The sequence below is a fragment of the Sphingopyxis alaskensis RB2256 genome (assembly GCF_000013985.1).
Lineage (GTDB): Bacteria > Pseudomonadota > Alphaproteobacteria > Sphingomonadales > Sphingomonadaceae > Sphingopyxis > Sphingopyxis alaskensis.
This window is the reverse complement of sequence record NC_008048.1, coordinates 371126-388826: the sequence shown is the minus strand read 5'-3', so window position 1 is coordinate 388826 and position 17701 is coordinate 371126. Positions and strand designations below refer to the sequence as shown.

General features: G+C 67.1%; 20 protein-coding genes. 7 read left to right on the top strand and 13 right to left on the bottom strand.

Annotated elements, in window-relative coordinates; genetic code table 11:
* Positions 1–20: 20 nt before the first annotated feature.
* Entirely contained in the window at positions 21–485 is a 465-nt protein-coding gene (locus tag SALA_RS01885; protein WP_011540690.1) for a Fur family transcriptional regulator, read from the bottom strand.
* A 101-nt stretch (positions 486–586) separates the two neighbouring features.
* Positions 587–1042: a MerC domain-containing protein gene (locus SALA_RS01880; protein WP_011540689.1), complete on the bottom strand. Its 456-nt coding sequence runs from the start codon at positions 1040–1042 to the stop codon at positions 587–589.
* A gap of 171 nt (positions 1043–1213) precedes the next feature.
* Here SALA_RS01880 and SALA_RS01875 point away from each other — a divergent pair, with 171 nt between their 5' ends.
* Positions 1214–2737 (top strand): fumarate hydratase, encoded by a 1524-nt coding sequence (locus tag SALA_RS01875; RefSeq protein ID WP_011540688.1) that lies wholly within the window; start codon positions 1214–1216, stop codon positions 2735–2737.
* Here the strand turns inward: SALA_RS01875 and SALA_RS01870 are convergent.
* The gene (locus SALA_RS01870; protein WP_011540687.1) at positions 2706–3551 is read right to left on the bottom strand and encodes an SDR family NAD(P)-dependent oxidoreductase; all 846 of its coding nucleotides are present in this window, start codon (positions 3549–3551) and stop codon (positions 2706–2708) included. The two genes, SALA_RS01875 and SALA_RS01870, sit on opposite strands and share 32 nt — an antisense overlap.
* Positions 3552–3597: 46 nt before the next feature.
* Positions 3598–3768: a hypothetical protein gene (locus SALA_RS17265; protein WP_192807436.1), complete on the bottom strand. Its 171-nt coding sequence runs from the start codon at positions 3766–3768 to the stop codon at positions 3598–3600.
* A gap of 229 nt (positions 3769–3997) precedes the next feature.
* Between SALA_RS17265 and SALA_RS01865 the strand changes: the two genes are divergently transcribed.
* Positions 3998–5542: a M20/M25/M40 family metallo-hydrolase gene (locus SALA_RS01865; protein ID WP_011540686.1), complete on the top strand. Its 1545-nt coding sequence runs from the start codon at positions 3998–4000 to the stop codon at positions 5540–5542.
* A complete protein-coding gene (locus SALA_RS01860) occupies positions 5539–5997 on the top strand; it encodes a VOC family protein (protein WP_011540685.1) in 459 nt (152 codons plus the stop codon). Before SALA_RS01865 ends, SALA_RS01860 begins: the two co-directional genes overlap by 4 nt.
* A 152-nt stretch (positions 5998–6149) precedes the next feature.
* Here SALA_RS01860 and SALA_RS01855 read toward each other — a convergent pair whose 3' ends face one another.
* Positions 6150–7319 carry a DUF481 domain-containing protein gene (locus SALA_RS01855; protein WP_049754574.1) on the bottom strand — a complete coding sequence of 390 codons (1170 nt, stop codon included), beginning with the start codon at positions 7317–7319 and terminating at the stop codon, positions 6150–6152.
* A 131-nt stretch (positions 7320–7450) separates the two neighbouring features.
* Here SALA_RS01855 and SALA_RS01850 point away from each other — a divergent pair, with 131 nt between their 5' ends.
* The gene (locus SALA_RS01850) at positions 7451–7726 is read left to right on the top strand and encodes a hypothetical protein (protein WP_041382969.1); all 276 of its coding nucleotides are present in this window, start codon (positions 7451–7453) and stop codon (positions 7724–7726) included.
* A gap of 62 nt (positions 7727–7788) precedes the next feature.
* Positions 7789–8514: a 2OG-Fe(II) oxygenase gene (locus SALA_RS01845; RefSeq protein WP_011540683.1), complete on the top strand. Its 726-nt coding sequence runs from the start codon at positions 7789–7791 to the stop codon at positions 8512–8514.
* A 6-nt stretch (positions 8515–8520) separates the two neighbouring features.
* Here SALA_RS01845 and SALA_RS01840 read toward each other — a convergent pair whose 3' ends face one another.
* The 3 genes from SALA_RS01840 to SALA_RS01830 all read right to left on the bottom strand — a co-directional run bounded on the left by SALA_RS01840 (position 8521) and on the right by SALA_RS01830 (position 11449).
* Positions 8521–9645: an MBL fold metallo-hydrolase gene (locus SALA_RS01840; RefSeq protein WP_011540682.1), complete on the bottom strand. Its 1125-nt coding sequence runs from the start codon at positions 9643–9645 to the stop codon at positions 8521–8523.
* 127 nt (positions 9646–9772) lie between these two features.
* Positions 9773–10408: a DUF1013 domain-containing protein gene (locus SALA_RS01835; protein ID WP_041383551.1), complete on the bottom strand. Its 636-nt coding sequence runs from the start codon at positions 10406–10408 to the stop codon at positions 9773–9775.
* Positions 10409–10543: 135 nt separating this feature from the next.
* Positions 10544–11449 carry a LysR substrate-binding domain-containing protein gene (locus tag SALA_RS01830; protein WP_011540680.1) on the bottom strand — a complete coding sequence of 302 codons (906 nt, stop codon included), beginning with the start codon at positions 11447–11449 and terminating at the stop codon, positions 10544–10546.
* A gap of 85 nt (positions 11450–11534) precedes the next feature.
* Here SALA_RS01830 and SALA_RS01825 point away from each other — a divergent pair, with 85 nt between their 5' ends.
* Positions 11535–12245, top strand: coding sequence for an FMN-dependent NADH-azoreductase (locus SALA_RS01825; protein WP_011540679.1), 711 nt, complete (start codon positions 11535–11537; stop codon positions 12243–12245).
* A gap of 60 nt (positions 12246–12305) precedes the next feature.
* Here the strand turns inward: SALA_RS01825 and SALA_RS01820 are convergent, their stop codons facing one another.
* Complete coding sequence (locus SALA_RS01820) at positions 12306–13304, bottom strand: NAD(P)H-quinone oxidoreductase (protein ID WP_011540678.1); 999 nt, start codon at positions 13302–13304, stop codon at positions 12306–12308.
* Positions 13305–13405: 101 nt separating this feature from the next.
* Here SALA_RS01820 and SALA_RS01815 point away from each other — a divergent pair, with 101 nt between their 5' ends.
* Positions 13406–13603, top strand: coding sequence for a DUF1192 domain-containing protein (locus tag SALA_RS01815; protein WP_011540677.1), 198 nt, complete (start codon positions 13406–13408; stop codon positions 13601–13603).
* 16 nt (positions 13604–13619) lie between these two features.
* On the opposite strand, the gene SALA_RS01810 is transcribed toward SALA_RS01815, so the two are convergent.
* The 4 genes from SALA_RS01810 to SALA_RS01795 all read right to left on the bottom strand — a co-directional run bounded on the left by SALA_RS01810 (position 13620) and on the right by SALA_RS01795 (position 17454).
* Positions 13620–14219: a DUF4230 domain-containing protein gene (locus SALA_RS01810; protein WP_011540676.1), complete on the bottom strand. Its 600-nt coding sequence runs from the start codon at positions 14217–14219 to the stop codon at positions 13620–13622.
* Positions 14216–15136 carry an MBL fold metallo-hydrolase gene (locus tag SALA_RS01805; protein WP_011540675.1) on the bottom strand — a complete coding sequence of 307 codons (921 nt, stop codon included), beginning with the start codon at positions 15134–15136 and terminating at the stop codon, positions 14216–14218. The genes SALA_RS01810 and SALA_RS01805 overlap by 4 nt, the downstream gene beginning before the upstream one ends.
* 279 nt (positions 15137–15415) lie before the next feature.
* Positions 15416–17089: a M56 family metallopeptidase gene (locus SALA_RS01800; RefSeq protein WP_011540674.1), complete on the bottom strand. Its 1674-nt coding sequence runs from the start codon at positions 17087–17089 to the stop codon at positions 15416–15418.
* On the bottom strand, positions 17086–17454 hold the full coding sequence (locus SALA_RS01795; protein ID WP_011540673.1) for a BlaI/MecI/CopY family transcriptional regulator: 369 nt from the start codon (positions 17452–17454) through the stop codon (positions 17086–17088). Before SALA_RS01795 ends, SALA_RS01800 begins: the two co-directional genes overlap by 4 nt.
* Positions 17455–17701: the final 247 nt, after the last annotated feature.

Below are 17701 nucleotides of genomic sequence, written 5' to 3'. Positions count from 1 at the left end.
GCGACACGGCGCGCTTCACCCTATTGGCACTCGGCGCATTTACCGCGCACTTCGATCACCGGGCGTTCGGCGGCGAAACCCGTCTTTTCGGCGGCGGCGCGCACCCCGGTCGACAGCGTGTCGTCATCGACATGCACCGCGGTGCCGCACGTATCGCAGATCAGAAAGATGCAGTCGTGCAGGCAGCCGGGATGGCTGTTGGCGACAAAGGCGTTAGCGCTCTCGACCCGGCGGACGAGGTTGTTCGCGACGAACAGGTCGAGAATGCGATAGACGCTGTTCGGCGCGACGCGCTTCCCGCGCTTTTGCGAGACGATGTCGGCGATCTCATAAGCGCTCGCGGGCTTGCCGATCGCGGCGACTGCGTCGAAAATCTCGGCGCGCATGTCGGTCCACGCTTCGCCCGCGCCTTCGAGCGCGGCCTGCGCCGCCCTGGCGAGCGAGGCGCCGCTGGCTTCGACGTGCGGATGGTCATGCTTGCCCATGGCGGCTCCTCTGGCGCGGAAAATCGCGCGCTGACTATGGCGCAATGTAGGCTCTTTGCGGGGTGCCCGCAAGCGGCGGACCGATCCGCTTTGGCGCCGGGTCAGCCGCGCGCGCGGCGGTTGAGGTCGTGGCCGAGCGCAACTACCGCGACGCCAATCATCGTCGCGATCACTTCGCTGCCGTCGTGCGGCCGCGCCAGCGCGCCCGCCATCATGCCGAGCCCGAAGCTGCCGACCGCGAACGGCATCATATAGCCGTGGCTGAGCACGCCCGCGACGAGCGTGATGAGCGCAAAGCCGATCGCGACGATCAGCCCGATCTCGTGGAACAGATGATTGTCGAGAAACACGCCGCCGACCGAGGCGATCGAGGCGAAAAAGATCGTCGTCGCAAGGCAATGGACAAGGCAGAGCCCCGACAATCCCATCGCCAGCTGATCGCCCGACAGCGACGTCAGCGGCCGCGAACCGCGCGCAGCCCGAACAAGCGCCCTCCCCCGGCTCAGGAAAGCGGCGGGGCGCATTAGGACAGGGGCAGGGCTGGCAACTTCGGTCACCCGATTCTCCGTTGCGGCGATGATCGAGCAGGATATGGCATAACATGACCAAGGTTACAACATCACATTGTCCTGATTTTGGGTTTTCCCTGTCGCGGCAAATGGCTTCCCACCCCGCCCCGCCGGGGCTAGGGAAGCGCCGAATCCCATTAAAAGGGCGAAAGGCTGCACATGAACACCGTCATCATTCGCGAAGACGATCTGATCGAAACCATCGCCGACGCGCTTCAGTACATCAGCTATTTTCATCCGATGGACTATATTCGCGCGCTTGCCGCCGCCTATGAGCGCGAAGTGTCGCCCGCCGCCAAGGACGCGATGGCGCAGATATTGTCGAACAGCCGCATGTGCGCCGAGGGGCACCGACCGATCTGTCAGGACACCGGCATCGTCACCGTCTTCATCAAATGGGGCATGGACTGCCGCCTCGATTCGCCCCGCAGCCTGCAACAGGTCGTCGACGAAGGCGTGCGCCGCGCCTATCTCCATCCCGAAAACAAGCTGCGCGCCTCGATCCTCGCCGACCCGGCGTTCAGCCGCGTCAATACGAAGGACAATACGCCGTCGGTGCTCAATGTCGAGATGGTCCCCGGCAACAAGGTCGTGATCGACGTCGCCGCAAAGGGCGGCGGCAGCGAAAACAAGTCGAAGTTCAAGATGATGAACCCGTCGGATTCGATCGTCGACTGGGTGCTCGAAATGGTGCCGCAGATGGGCGCCGGCTGGTGCCCGCCGGGGATGCTCGGCATCGGTATCGGCGGAACCGCCGAAAAGGCGATGCTGCTCGCCAAACAGTCGCTGATGGACCCGATCGACATGACCGAGCTGCTCGCGCGCGGCCCGAGCAATCCGACCGAGGAACTGCGGATCGAACTGTATGAAAAGGTCAATGCGCTCGGCATCGGCGCGCAGGGGCTGGGCGGGCTTTCGACCGTGCTCGACGTCAAGATCGCCGACTGGCCGACCCATGCCGCCTCGAAGCCGGTCGCGATGATTCCGAACTGCGCCGCGACCCGCCACGCGCACATCACCCTCGACGGCAGCGGCCCGGCCTATCTCGAACCGCCGAAACTCGCCGATTACCCGCAGATCGACTGGAAGCCCGACACCACGGCGAAGCGCGTCGATCTCGACCATCTCACCCCCGAGATCGTCGCGAGCTGGAAACAGGGCGACCGCCTGCTCTTGAGCGGCAAGATGCTCACCGGCCGCGACGCCGCGCACAAGCGCATCGCCGACATGCTCGCGAAGGGCGAGCAATTGCCCGTCGAGTTCAGGGGCCGCGTCATCTATTATGTCGGCCCGGTCGACCCCGTCGGCGAGGAAATCGTCGGCCCCGCCGGCCCGACGACCGCGACGCGCATGGACAAGTTCATGGACATGATGCTGGGTCAGGGCCTGCTCGCCTGCGTCGGCAAGGCCGAACGCGGCCCCGCCGCGACGCAATCGATCGCGAAGCACAAGAGCGCGTACCTTATGGCGGTCGGCGGTGCCGCCTACCTTGTCGCGCGCGCGATCAAGGGCAGCAAGGTGGTGGGCTTCGCCGACCTCGGCATGGAGGCGATCTACGAGTTCGAGGTGCAGGACTTCCCCGTCACCGTCGCGGTCGACAGCGAAGGCCAGAACGTCCACGTCAACGCGCCGAAGCTGTGGCAAAAGCGGATCAAGGATGAGGGGTTGCTGGCGGGGGTGTAAGGCCTTCGCGCTCGGCGCGCATGCGTTCCATGAATAGCGCGACGTCCATCGCGTCATCGCCGGGCTCGCGCGGGGCGTATTTGGCAAAGGCGGCATAGGCCTCGGCCCAGCGCTCTTCCATCCGCACGACGTTGTACGGATGGCTGACGAGGTAGAATTGGCCTGCCTCCATCTGCGGCACGATGCGATTCGCAAAGACGTCGGCGTCCATCGCCGCATCGGCGTGGCGCGTCATGTCGGACTTCACCCAGCCGGGAATGATCACGCCGACCTCGATCGTGTCCGGCGCCTCGTTGCGCAGCGTGTCCATCAGGCCAATCACGGCATGCTTGCTGGCGACATAGATGCCGCCGTTCCGGCGCACCGCGTTGAACAGGCCATTCTCCGACGCTGTCGCGTAGATCGCCGACGGGAGGCCATCGCCCTGAAAGCGCCGGCCGAAGGTGCGGACGCAATTCCATACGCCCCAGAAGTTGACCTCGATCAGCGCGCGCGCCGCGGCATCGTCGGTATCGAGTATCTCGGTCCGAACCCCGCCGACCCCGGCGTTGGCGATGATTGCGTCGGCGCGGCCATGCGTTGCCCAGGCGAAATCGGCGAGCGCCTCTACCGCAGCGGCATCGGTGACATCACCCGCGAACGCGCACGCATTGACCCCGAACGGCGCCAGCGCCTCGACGGCCGCGGCAAGTCTTTCCTCACGCGGTTCAAACAGGATGATCCGCGCGCCTGCCGTCCCGATCCGCTTCGCCAGCGCAAAACCGATGCCTGTCGCACCACCGGTGATCACGACGCTCTTGCCCTGAAAGTCCATCGCTTCTCTCCTTTCTTGCAAGGCTAGGCGCGCTGCGCCATCAGCGTCAACGCAGCAGGGGATCACCGATGCCCTTGACTCTCGCTCCCTCGCCCATGTCCGGGACGGCCGGACCGAGGCAATCGAAGATAATCGGGGCAGGAATCGCGCGCGGATCGGGCGCGACGCCGACCGCTTCAGTCCCGGCGCGCTCGCGGGCCTCGCCGACTTCAGCCATGCCGAGGTGATCTTCCTTTTCGACAAGGTCCCGGACGAAAAGATCGAGACCGGCACACGGCTGCGGCGGCGGAGGTCGAAGGGCGCGATGCGATCGACGGCACGCCGGTACTCGACATCAAGTCCGTGATGGTGGAGTTTCAACCGCGTGGCGCCGTGCGACAGCCCGGCTGATCGCATGAATTGAGGCAGGATTACTGGATAAATCCTTAACGCAAAAGGGGTTCGCGATGGACATGAAGGAACAGTCTCTCCGCACGCTACTCGAACGGCGCGGGGTGCTGCGCGGGGCAGCCATGCTGGGCGCAGGTGCAACGATGATGCACCCGCTCCCGGTCCTGGCCGCGAGCAGCCAGTCGGCCGCGATCCGCAAGGCCGCCGAGGCGGGCAAGGCCGCCTCGATCCAGCGCATCCGCGACTGGATTGCCCTCCCCTCGATCGCCGCCGAAAATCTGAACATGGCCGAAGGCGCAGCCTTTATGGCCGAACTCGCGCGCGACGCCGGGTTCACCAATGTGGAGATCGTCCCCACCGACGGCCACCCCGGCGTGTTCGGCACGATCGACGTCGGCGCCCCCCGCACGCTCGGCATCTATTTCATGTATGACGTCAAACAGTTCGATCCCGCCGAATGGTCGTCGCCGCCGCTCGAAGGGCGGATGGTCGAGCGCCCCGGTTTCGGCCGGGCAATCATGGGCCGCGGCGCGGTGAACCAGAAGGGGCCGGAAGCCGCCTTCCTCGCCGCGCTCCACGCGATCCGCGCCGCCAGGGCGAAGCTGCCGGTCAACATCGTCCTCGTCTGCGAAGGCGAGGAGGAGATCGGCTCGCCGCATTTCCGCCAGATCGCGACCAAGCCCAACATCCTTGCCGCGCTCAGGAAATGCGAGGGCATCTTCATCCCCTTCGCCTCGCAGGGCAAGACCGGCAATGTCACGGTCAATCTGGGGTCTAAAGGCATCATCGAACTCGAACTGATCGCCAGCGGCGAGAAATGGGGCCGCGGCCCCAAAAAAGACGTGCATTCCAGCCTCAAGGCGATGGTCGACTCGCCCGCGTGGCGGCTGGTGCAGGCGCTGCAGACGCTGGTGACGAAGGATGGCAACACCCCCGCGATCGAAGGCTGGTTCGAAAATGTCCGCCCGCTTACGGAGCGCGAAAAGGAACTGATCCGCGCGGCCGCCAGGGCAGGCGACGAAGCCGCGCAGAAACAGGCGCTCGGCATTACCCACTGGATCGATAATCTCGCCTACGACGACGCGCTGATCCGGCTGGCGCAGGAGCCGACGGTCAATATCGAGGGGCTGGTTGCGGGCTATACCGGCCCCGGCGGCAAGACGATCCTGCCCGGCCGCGCGGTCGCCAAGCTCGACCTCCGCCTCGTTCCCAACCAGACGCGCGCCGAGGCCGAGAAGAAGCTCCGCGCTCACCTCGACAAACATGGTTTCACCGATGTCGAGATGAATGTGTCGGGCGGCTACGACCCCACCGAGGTCGCCGAGGACAGCCGCCTCGTCCGTTCCGAACTCGCGACCTATAAAAGGCTCGGCGTCGCGACGAGCCTCAACCCGCGCATGGCGGGCAGCTGGCCGGGCGCGACCTTCACCGCGCCGCCGGTGTCGATTCCCGCGGCGCATTTCGGCATCGGCCACGGATCGGGCGCGCACGCCCCCGACGAATATTATCTGATCGATTCGACCAACCCCAGGGTCGCAGGCCTGGTCGATGCGACGATGGGCTTCGCCGAATTTCTCTACACGCTCGCCGCGATCCGATGAGCGGCGACCTCAACGGCGTCGCCCACGTCATCCTGACCGCGGGCGACTTCGCGCGCTCGACCGCGTTCTGGCGCGACCTCATCGGCTATCTCGGCCTCAAGATCGTGCTCGACAGCGACGCGATGTTTTACGGCGTCGGCGGGCGCACCGCGATCGGCATCCGCACGCCCAGCCCCGAAAATGTGGGCAAGCGCTTCGATCAGGGCGCGCCGGGGCTGCACCATGCCTGCTTCCGGATGCGCGACCGCGCTGCGGTCGACCGCCTCTATGCCTTTTTGAAAGACCGCGACGATATCCGCTTCGTTCACGGTCCACAGGAGGAGCCATGGGCGCCCGGCTATTATTCGCTGCTGTTCGAGGATCCCGACGGCATCCGCATCGAATTCAACCATGTCCCCGGCGCCGGACTGCTCGCCGAGGGCGAGGCGATCGGTGGCGCCGAGGCCTTCGACTGACCACGATGTCGTAACAGCCTCATCCCCATCGTCATCGTCATCCCGGCGAAGGCCGGGATCTCGCCGTTGCGGTCGAACGTGAGGGCGAGATTCCGGCCTCCGCCGGAATGACGAAAACTTTGGGACGGGTTATGACCCGCTGCGTTTTCTCGCTAAAAGCCGTAAACCAGCGTGAAGCGCGTCATCGTGTCGACCGTTTCGACCCCCGGCGGCGGGTCGGTGTCGATTTCGGCCGAATAGGAAAAGCGCGCCGACAAGGCGCCGGTCAGCTTGGCGTTGAGCGCGGTCAACGCGCTCGTCGAGGTGTTGCGCCCGCCGACGATCGTCGATGCCACCTGCGTCAGCCGCAAGGTCGGCGACAATTGCCACCCGAAATCGAGCCCCGCGAGCCCGGTGACTTCGCTGTCGTCGATGCCGCGGCCGGGGATATAATCGGTGTCGCGCCACGCCGGTCCCGCCTTGACGCTGAGCGCCATCTTCTTGTCGGCGATCAGCTTGTAGCCGAGCCCCGCCGAGGCGTTCCAGCGTTCGCCGAACCCCAGGATGCGGTCACGTTCCCAGCGGCCGAGACCATAGGCAAAGGCGCGCTCGCTGACCTCGATCTGCGGTTCATATTCGACCAGATAGCGTTCGACCGAGGTGCGCCCGTTCGTCCGCTGATAATCGGCCTGCGCGCGAAACCGCTGATCCCAGTCGAGCCCCTTGCGCGCGAGCGCGACCCCCACGCTAAGCCCCGACGATTTGGTGTTACCCGTGCTGATGGAGGCGCCAATCTGGCCCTCGCCCTTCCAGTTCTGCCATAATTTAGCCTGCGCGAGCTTTGCGCGCGCCACTGCGGCCTCGGCCGCTTTCTCCCTGGCGCGGTCGGCGCGATATTGGGCGAGCAGCGCCTCGATCTTAGCCGCCTGATCGGGCAGCGTCGCCTTGGCGAGCTTGCCCACCGCCTCGACATCGCCGTCCTTCTGGCTCGCCATCGCCGCGGCGAGCATCTGCCGCACCGGATCGGGCTGTTCGCCGCCCTCGCGAATAGCTTTGGCCGCCGCCAGCATCGCCTCGATGTCGCCGATCGAGCGCGGATTGGTCGCCTTCGCCAGCGACACGACCGTGTCGATGTCGCGCTTTTCGCCGCTGTCGATCGCCGCAGCGATCATCGCGCGCACCGGGTCGGGCAGCGGCAGCGGGGTGGTTTCGGGAAGCAGCGACGGCACCATCGCCGGAACGATCAGCGGCGAAATGGTCGGCGCGACCGGGATGGCGTGGGCGGGCGCGGCGCCCGCCGCGACGAGCAGGGCAATGGCGGCGCGGCGCAGAAAAAAGGTCATCGAACGGGCCCTTCGCCGGGGAGAGAGAGGAGGCATTCCGAGCGGCGCACCGCGCGGCGGCACCTGCACCGCGCCGGTCATAGGCCGAAATCCGCTGGTATTTCCACCCCCAACGCCCCATCTGCAATCCTATGCTGATTGCCATCATTGCCATTTTCTGCGCCGGGGTCGGCAATTTCGCGATGCACCGCGCCTTCATGGAGTGCGACGACCCGCTGGTGCAACAGATGGTGCGCCCGCTCGCCGACAAGGTCGGGCCGCACGCGACCTATATCTTCGAGTTTCTGCTCCTCGTCGGCGCGATGGCGATCGCGACGCGCAGCGCCGTCACCGCCGCGACCCTCTATGGCCTCTACACTCTGTTCAACGCGATGGCGTTCAGCTGGATCATGCAGCGCGGCGATTGAACCTTTGTTTTGGCCGCAAGAAACGGGGCGCGTATCGCCGATGCCCACGCCATGAGCAGTCCATGACGACAGCAATCGACACCGATATCGCGGCCCGCCTCGCGGCGACCGACTGGGACGCTGCGGCCACCGCGCTCGACGGCGCGGGATGGGCGGTGCTGCCGGGGCTGCTCGGCGATGCCGAATGCGACGCGCTTGCCGCCGCCTACGACATGCCGCCGCTGTTCCGCAGCCATATCCAGATGGCGCGCCACGGCTTCGGGCGCGGCGAATATCGCTATTTCGCCTATCCGCTGCCGCCGCTCGTCGCAGCGCTGCGCAGCCGCCTCTATCCGCGCCTCGCGCCACTCGCGAACCGCTGGCACGAACGCATGGGGCTGCCCGCGCGCTTTCCCTCCGACCACGCCGATTTCCTCGCGCGCTGCGATGCCGCCGGGCAGCGGCGGCCGACACCGCTGCTGCTGCAATATGGACCGGGCGACTACAACTGTCTGCATCAGGATCTATACGGCGAGCATGTCTTTCCGGTGCAGGCGGCGGTGCTGCTGTCGGCGCCGGGGGAAGCGTTCACCGGCGGCGAGTTCATTCTCACCGAACAGCGGCCGCGGATGCAGTCGCGCGCCGCGGTCGTGCCGCTGGCGAAGGGCGATGCCGTGATCTTCGCGGTCAATGTCCGTCCGGTGCGCGGGTCGCGCGGCGATTACCGCGTTGCGATGCGTCACGGCGTCAGCGAAATCCGTTCGGGGCGGCGGCACACGCTGGGGGTGATTTTCCACGACGCCGCCTGAGCGGCCTCACGCCACCCCGTGATACCACCACACGCCGTCGCGATCCTCGCGCCTCACCCGCCCCTCGACCTCCAGCCGCTTCAGATGCGCGAGCGCTTCGCCCGTTGCCAGCCCGCGGTTATGCTCGCCGATCGGGCGATTGAAGAGCAGCGGAAAGGCATCGACCGCGCGCATCGGCGCCCTGGCGACCGCTTCGGCGAGGTTGTACAGCCGCATCCGATGCTCGTCGCGCAGCGCCGTCATCCGGACGTGCAGCCCCCTGAACGGCTCGCCATGCGCGGGGCAGACGATGACGTCGGCGGGAACGGTGCGCAGCAGCTTGTCGATCGACGCCAGCCATTCGCCCAGCGGGTCGGCATCGGGTTCGGTGATGTTCACCGACACGTTCGAACTGATCCGCGGCAGCACCTGGTCGCCCGAAATGAGCACGCCTTCGGCCTCGTTCCACAGGCACGCATGTTCGGGGCTGTGCCCCGATCCCACAACGACGCGCCAGCGATGCGCCCCCATGTCGAGGACATCGCCGTCGGCGATCCGCACATAGGAGCGCGGCAGGGTGAAGATCATGCGCTGGAACATGTTCCAGCCGCGCCCGCGCTGCGCTTCGATCGCCTCCGCATCCCAGCCCGCGGCGCGCGACTGCGCCAGCGCCTCTTCGGGCGCGCTGTCGGACGAATCGGCGACGATCGCGCGTGCGGTGAGCATTTCGCCGCGCGTCATCCACAGCTTCACACCCTGCTTTTTCGCGATCCAGCCGGCGAGACCGATATGGTCGGGGTGGAGGTGCGTGCCGATCACGCGCGTGATCCGCCGGTCCTTGAGCGCGCCCGCATAGAGCGCCTTCCAGGCATCAGAGCACATGGTCAGGCAGACGCCGGTATCGACCACCGCCACACCGTCATCGTCGTCGAGCAGCCAACTGTTGATATGGCCGAGCGAACCCGGCATCGGGATGCGCGCCCAGCTGATCCCGCCCGCGATGCGGATCGTCTCGCCCGCGCCGGGCGCGGCCTCTCCCCACGGATAGGTGAGGCCCGCATGGCTCGTCGCGGTAAAGCTGTCGTCCTGGGTCAGCGAGGCGTCCGGCGAACCGCTGGCCGCCGGGATATTTTCCTCGTCGCCGATCGTCATGCCTTGCTCCCCTGTCATTGCGAGCGAAGCGAAGCAATCTCCAGCCATCGTTGCAAAAGGGCGATTGCAGGAGATTGCTTCGTCGCTTCGCTCCTCGCAATGACGGCAAGCGCCGCCATTACAGGCTTCAGTCTTCGCCGTCGGCCTGTGCCTCTTCGGCCGCGCGCGCTTCGTTTGCCGCGGTGCGTTCGGCGCGCAGTTCTTCGAGCAGCGCCTCGCGGTCGCCCTCCAACCGGCTGTCCTCGGGCGCCTTGATCCCCGCCTTCTTCGCCGCCTTGGCGACCAGCGCGTCGAGTTCGCGCTGCGAACAGAGGCCCAGCGTCACCGGGTCTTTCGGGACGATGTTCGCGCTGTTCCAGTGGCTGCGGTCGCGGATCGCGCCGATCGTGTTGCGCGTCGTGCCAATCAGCTTGCTGATCGCGCCGTCGGACACTTCGGGGTGGTTCTTCAGGATCCATGCGATGCCGTCGGGCTTGTCCTGCCGCTTGCTGACCGGGGTGTAGCGCGGCCCGCGGGTGCGGCGAATCACGTCCTGCGCCTGCACGGTCATCTTGAGCTTGTAATTGGGGTCCTTCTGCCCCTTTTCGATTTCCTCCATCGACAACTCGTGCGCGCGCACCGGGTCGCGGCCGGTATATTTGGTCGCCGCCGTCTCGTCGGCGATCGCCTGCACCTCGAGGATGTGGATGCCGCAAAATTCGGCGATCTGGCCAAAAGTCAGGCCGGTGTTGTCGACCAGCCAGGCGGCGGTCGCATGCGGCATCAGCGGGGTCGGATTGGCATTGGCCATGACTGCACTCCAAAAGCGGAAATAATAAGGGCCGCCCCTCGCGGGGCGGCCATCCGGCGGCGGTTTAGACCTTAATAGCGTTCCGCGCAAGCGCAGGCCGATTGCGCGCTAAACGACGTCCTCGCGCAGCCAGTCGCAGACCGCACACACCGCCGGCGCGTCGCGGTTGTCGGGTGTCGTGACGACATGATAGGCTTCGCCCTCGATCACCGGGCCGAACGGGTGGACGAGCAGCCCGGCGTCGATCGTCGGCTGCGCGAGCGCCAGCCCCGACAAGACCACGCCGCTGCCCGCCGCCGCGGCTTGCAGCGCATGATCATCCTCGGTGAAGCGCGGTCCCCGATCGACCGCCAGCCCCTCGATCCCCGCAAGCCGCGCCCACCGGCGCCAGTCGGGCGCCTTGCCCGCGCGCCGCCATTCGATGTGCAGCAAGGTGGCGCCGCGCAGATCGTTCGGCCGCGCAATCGCCATCTTGGGGCTGCATAGGACGCCGAAGCGCTCGGCCAGCAGGGGCGTGGCGACCAACCCGCGGAAGGCGCCCGATCCATAACGGACCGCGACATCGGCCTCCCCGGCGATCAGGTCGACCGGATCGTCGGAGGCATGGAGGCGCAGGTCATAGTCCGGGAAACGTTCGCGGAACCGGCCGATCGCGGGCAGGATGCGGCGCACGGTGAACAGCGTCGTCGCGCTCAACGTCACCGCGACGCGGCGCGGGCGCGGCGACAATTCCCAGATCGCGCGCTCGAACGCATCGAAGCCGTCGCGCAGGGTCGGGAACAGCCGCCGCCCCGCGTCGGTCAGCACGACGCCGCGCGCGCGCCGCACGAACAGCGCGAATCCCAGGCTGTCCTCCAGCAGCCGGACCTGGTGGCTGATCGCCGTCGGCGTCACCCCCAGCTCCTCCGCCGCCTGCCGAAAGCTGACATGGCGCGCGGCGGCTTCGAACGCGCGCAGGGCGGCGAGCGGCGGCAGGCGGCGCAGCTGCGCTATAGATGAATCAGGTTGAGTCATAAGATGACGGATTCGTGTTCGACCTACTGAAATAATCCATATTATTCATGATAGCACCTCTCCTATGGATGAAAAGGATTTCACCATGTTTGAATTGAATCCCGCCGCCCTCCGCCTGCTGCACATCGATTCCAGCGCCCGCCCCGGCGTGTCGGGCCGCGATCCGCACGGGTCGCACACCCGCCGCCTCGGCGCGCGCTTTGTCGAACGCTGGACCGCGCTGCGCCCGACCGACGCGGTGACCTATCGCGACGTCGGCCAGCATCCGCCCGCGCCGGTCGATGCCGACTGGGTGGCCGCGGCCTTCACGCGGCCTGAAAAGCGCGACGCGGCGCAAAAGGCCCGGCTCGCCGAAAGCGACCGGCTCATCGCCGAACTGATCGCGGCGGACATCGTGATCGTTGGCGCGCCGATGTATAATTTCGGAATGCCCGCGACGCTCAAGGCGTGGCTCGACAATATCGTGCGCGTCGGCGTCACCTTCGGCTTCGACCGCGCCCGCGACGGCGACCCCTATTGGCCGATGCTGCCCGCGGGCAAAACGCTGGTGACGCTCTCGGCGCGCGGCGACTATGGTTACGATCCGGGCGGGCGGCAGGCGCACAATAATTTCGTCGAATCGGGGCTCGCTGCGCCGCTCGCCTATATCGGCCTGCACGACAATCACATGATCGCGATCGAATATGACGAGTTCGGCGATCAACGACTGGCCGACTCGATCGCAGCCGCCGAACAGGCAGTCGATGCGCTGGTCGACCGCCTGATCCTCGAACCACGGACTCTCGAACCCGCCTGAGGGCGTCGGCCGACTACCGACAGCCACGTCAGCCCCGCCCGCGCTCGCCGACGCGCCGGGTTAAACGGTCAGCACGATCTTGCCGACGTGCGCGCCCGCCTGCATCCGCGCGTGGGCGGCGGCGGCGTCGGTCAGGGCAAAGGCCTGATCCATCGCCGGCTTCCACGCACCTTCGGCTAGGCGCGGCCAAAGCGTGCGGTGGATCTCGTCGGCGAGCAGCGCCTTGAAGGCTGCGCTGCGGGCGCGCAACGTCGATCCGGTCAGCGTCAGGCGGCGGCGCATCACCTGCGAAACGTCGATCTCGACCTTGGCACCGCGCTGGAAGGCGATGGACACGTGGCGGCCGTCGTCGGCGAGGCAGTCGAGATTGCGCGGCACATAATCGCCGCCGACCATGTCGAGCACGACATGGACCCCCGCCCCGCCGGTAAAATCCTTCACCGCCGCGACATAATCCTCGTTCGAATAATCGACGGCGAGGTCGGCGCCCAGGGCGCGCGCCGCGTCGCATTTGTCGGCGCTGCCACAGGTCACGATCACCCTGATGCCGAACAGCTTGCAAAGGCCGATCGCGGTCGTGCCGATACCGCTCGTGCCACCGTGGACCAGCACCGTCTCACCCTCCTGCACATAGCCGCGCTCGAACAGATTGTGCCACACGGTAAAGACGGTTTCGGGCAGCGCCGCGGCCTCGGCCATCGAAAAGCCCTTCGGCACGGGCAAACAGCTTCCTACCGGCGCCGTGCAATATTCGGCATAGCCGCCGCCGGCGACGAGCGCGCACACCTCCTGTCCCAGCATTTCGGGATCGCCCCCCGGTCCGACCGCCACGACTGTGCCCGCGACCTCAAGCCCCGGCAGGTCCGACGCGCCCGGCGGCGGCGGATACAGGCCCATGCGCTGCAGCACGTCGGGGCGGTTGACCCCTGCCGCGGCGACGCGGATCAGCACCTCTTCGGCACCGGGCTGCGGCACCGGCCGCGTCACGGACTGCAACATCTCCGGTCCCCCCGGCGCGCCGATGGCGACGGCAGTCATGTCTGCTGGCAGGCTGGTCACGCTTTATTCCCCCACTGGTCCGGTTTCCTACGCCCTGCCGCGCCTTATTGACAGTGCGGCGACACGGGTCAACAGTCGCGCGTCATTTCAGGAGGATGGCCATGGACGATGACGAGCTGCCGCGCCGCCGCGACGATGTGCTGAGCGCCCTCGTCCGCCAGCCGCTCGATCCCCTGTCGGTCGACGAACTCGACGCGCGCCTCGCGGCGCTCGAGGCCGAAATCGAGCGCGTCCGCGCCCACCGCCGTGCGGCGACAAGCCAGAAAGCCGCGGCCGAAGCGCTGTTCCGCAAAAGCTAGAGCAGCCCCCCGGTCCTTACTCGAAACGCGCAGTCACCGTGGCGTCGATGCCGACGGCCTTCAACGGCATCGCAAAGCTTTGCTCGATCGCGGCGCGTGCAGCGCCTTCGGCGAGGCGCATCGGCGTCGCGCCGCGCGCCTGCCTGATGAGTTCCTCTTGCGCCGCCTTGCGATTCGCCGCGTCGAGCGACGCTTCGGCATCGGTCAGGGTCAGCAGGATTTCGCCGTCGCGAAACTCGCTGATCGCGTCGATGTCGATTTCGGGGCCCGCGAGCCGCAGCGGCGGCAGCGTGACCGTCAGCGCATTGGTCGCGCCGTCCCAATCGAGATCCGACTGTTTCAGACGGCCAAGATCGAGTTCGTAACGCACCGTCCCCGGCATGATCAGCGTCTTTTTGGCGCTCAGCCCCAGCCGACTCTGCGTCGAGGTCACCACCGCGACGTAACGCGCGGTGAAGGGGACCAGAACATTCTGCTCCTTCAGCCCCTCAAGGCTCGCGGCAACGACGGTCTGGGGATCATAGCCGCGCTGCCAGTCGCTCCACGCGCGCCAACCGAAGAAGAGTGCGAGCGCGAGCACCGCGACGACCGCGACGCGGAACAATCCCCGGTTCATGCGACCAGCCTCCAGCACTCGTCCTCACGCGCGACGCGGCCGCGCGCCTCGAGGTCGAGAAGATGGGCGAGCACCGAACGACCGGCGGCGCCGGTCAGACGCGGGTCGAGGCCCTTGTACATATGTTTCACCATGTCGGGGATCACGCGTGTGCCCCTTTCGAGTTCCCGCAAGATCTGCCGTTCGCGCTGCTTGCGGTGCCCCAGCATCCCGCGCACCAGCTGGCGCGGCTTGGTCACCGCCGGGCCGTGCGCGGGATAATAGACGCGATCCTCGCGGTCATGGAGCTTGGACAGGCTGGCCATATAGGCCGCCATGTCGCCGTCGGGCGGGCTCACCACGCTGGTCGACCAGGCCATGACATGATCGCCGGTGAACAACGCACCTGTCTCGACCAGCGCGAAGCAGAGATGGTTCGACGTGTGCCCCGGCGTCGCCACGGCCTCGATCGTCCAGCCGTCACCCGCGATCCGCTCGCCGTCCATCAGCACGCGGTCGGGCGCATAATCGGGATCGAACGCCGAATCGGCGCGCGGCCCGTCGTCGGACAGCGCGAGCGGCGCGCAGCCAATGATCGGCGCGCCCGTCGCGGCTTTCAGCGGCGCGGCGGCGGGCGAATGGTCCCGGTGCGTGTGCGTGCAAAGGATCGCCGCGACGCGCTGCCCCTCCACGGCACGCAGGATCGCCTCGACATGCCCCCGCCCGTTGGCGTCGGGCGGATCGCCCACGCTCATCCCGCTGCCCGTCGGACCGGGATCGATCACCGCCACGTCACGCCCCGCACCGACAATCCACGTCTGCGTGCCGGTGAAGGTATAGGGCGACGGGTTGGGCGCGAGCACGCGGCGCACCAGCGGTTCGTGCTGCTCGCACTCGCCGGCGCGGATGCTGTCGGGCCAAGGCTTCTCGTCGCTCATGCGCTCAATGTGGCATCACGGCGGACGGAACGAAAGGGGCAGGGGCGATCATTTCGCACAAAGGCTCCTCGCGACCGATGGCGACCGTTCCGCACACTTGAACCTTGGTCATTCCCGCGAAGGCCGGGATGACGAGTTGGGGATCTCCGCTCCCCGCCCCATGCCGCCGTCCCGCCGGTGTCATCAGCGTGAAAAAGGGAGCGGTTGCCCGCTCCCTTTCCCCGCCCCTGTCGCCGGCCCCACCGGGGAGCAAGGACCGGCATCGAAGCCCGTGCGGCGCTATTCGTCCGATTTCTTGATTTCGGCGATGGCCTTGTCGATGTCGGCGATCACCTTCGCGCGCATTTCTTCCGACAGTCCGCGCGCCCGTTCGCCCTCGACGAAGGCTTCGCGCGTCTTTTCGAGCGCCGACAGGCGTAACGCCCGGATTTCCCCCGAATCGCCGCAGCCGAACATGACGACATGGCTGCGCTTGCCGCCTTCGCTATGCTTCCGGTCGACGATCGGCGCCGCCTTGCTGCCGTCGCGGCACTTGCCGAGCACCATGGCCTTGCCGTCGGCCGACCAGGACATCGGCGGGATCGCAGGCATCGGCGGCATCGGCGCCAGCGCGACGCGGAGCCGTTCCTTGCGTTTCGCCTCCAGCCTGTCGGCGATCACATCGGCGCGCGCGCCGGTGATGCCCTGTTCCTTCAGCGTCGCGAGCACATCCTCGCGCGACAGGCCGCCCGGAATGTGAAACTCGAAACGCTGCGCCTTTTTCTGGTGATCGGCGGACGCATCGGCCGTCTTGCCATCCTTGTCATGGTCATGGCGGATCACGATGCGGCGCACTTCGCGTGTCTTGCCGTCGTCGGAGGTCGTAACCGTTTCGCTCACCGCTTCGTCGCTGCCGGTAAAGACCATCACCTCGGGCGCATCGGGGGCTTCGGGCGGCGGCGGCGCATCGGGCGCAGGCGGCGGCGCGGGCGGTGCCGGAATATCGCCGGGTTGCGTCGTCGCTGCGGCCATCCCCGACGGAACCAGCGTCGCGGTCGCGCCGAGCACCGCGAGCGCCGCGCCACCGATCAGCAACCGGCCGGCCAGGCCGCGCCGCTTCGAAATATCACGCTTCGTCAACATCGTCAGCCTCTCCTGCAGATTATCGTGGACCGCCATCGGCGCGGTGAGCGCCAGCCGGGGGCCGACCGCGGCCTTGACGATCGCGGTGGCATAATTGGCCGCGCGGTCGTGCCGCGCCGCGTCATCGGCCATCGTCAGCACGCGCGCGTCGCACGCCGCCTCCTGGTCGAACTGAAAGGCGCGGATCGCGCGCCAGGCAAAGGGATTGAACCATTGCGACGCGAGCAGCACCAGCGCGGCCGCATTGGCCCACAGGTCGCCGTGGCGGTGATGCGACAGCTCGTGATCGACCGCGAGCGCGCGCTCTTCGGCAGCATAGCGGGCAAAGAAATCCTGCGGCACCGCGACGACGCGGTGCAACAGGCCGAACGCCACCGGCCCGTCGACGGCGTCGGTCATCACCAGCCGGATCGACCCGATGGGTTCCAGCTCGACCGCGTCCGTCAGCACCGCGGCGCGAAAGCGCCGGTGCGCCAGCATCGCAGCACCGATCACCGCGATCATGCCCGCGGCCCACGGCACGACTAGCCACGGCATGACGTCGGCCAGCGTCCAGGCAGGCGTCACGGCTTCGACCGTCGCGCCGCCATCGAGTGTCAGCGCCAGCGTCGTCCCCGTCTCGACCGGCATCACGACGGGCGCCGTCACCGGGTCGGCAAAGGGAAGCGGCGGCAGCACGAGCCGCAGCGCGGGGATCGCCCACAGCCCATAGGTCAGCCGCGCGCCGAAATGACGGGCAAAGGGCTTGCGGATCAGCAACACCGCGACGACGAGCAGCGCAGTCGTGAGCAGCGTGTCGCTCCACGCTTCGATAAACATCGCGGCGCTCATGACTTGAGCTTCTTCAAAAGCGCCTCGATCTCGGCGATGTCGGCATCGCTCAGCGCCTCACGATCGGCGAGGTGTGCGATCAGCGGGCTGACGCGGCCGCCGAACAGGCGGTCGACGAAACGCTGCGATTCCTCACCGACGGCTTCGGCGCGCCCGATCGCGGGGCTGTAAAGATAGCGGCGGCCATCGGCCTCGGCGGTTACCGCGCCCTTCTGCACCAGCCGTGCAAGCAGCGTCTTGACCGTCGCCTGCGTCCAGCCGTTCGCCGCACCGACGCGCCGGGTCAGGTCGGCGGCGGTCTGCGGGGCTTCATCCCACAGCGCCGACAGCACCTGCATCTCCGATTCGCTTGCTCGTTCTGCCATGCGGACCCCTCCCATTGGCTTCGTCGATACTGACGCGACTACAGTTGTAGTCAATGGGCTGAACGCTGGCTGAACGAACGGGCGATCCCGCCCGTCGCCGCTGTCGGATTTTTTGACAGGCCGGCATAATGGTAAGAAATTGCTAACCAGCGTCTTCGGCGCGAAAGCGGGCGGACGCCGAACTGGCACGGCCCTTGTATGGTATTCCACGTTCCCGAGTGTTCCGCTCAAATGGAGCGGTGGGGGG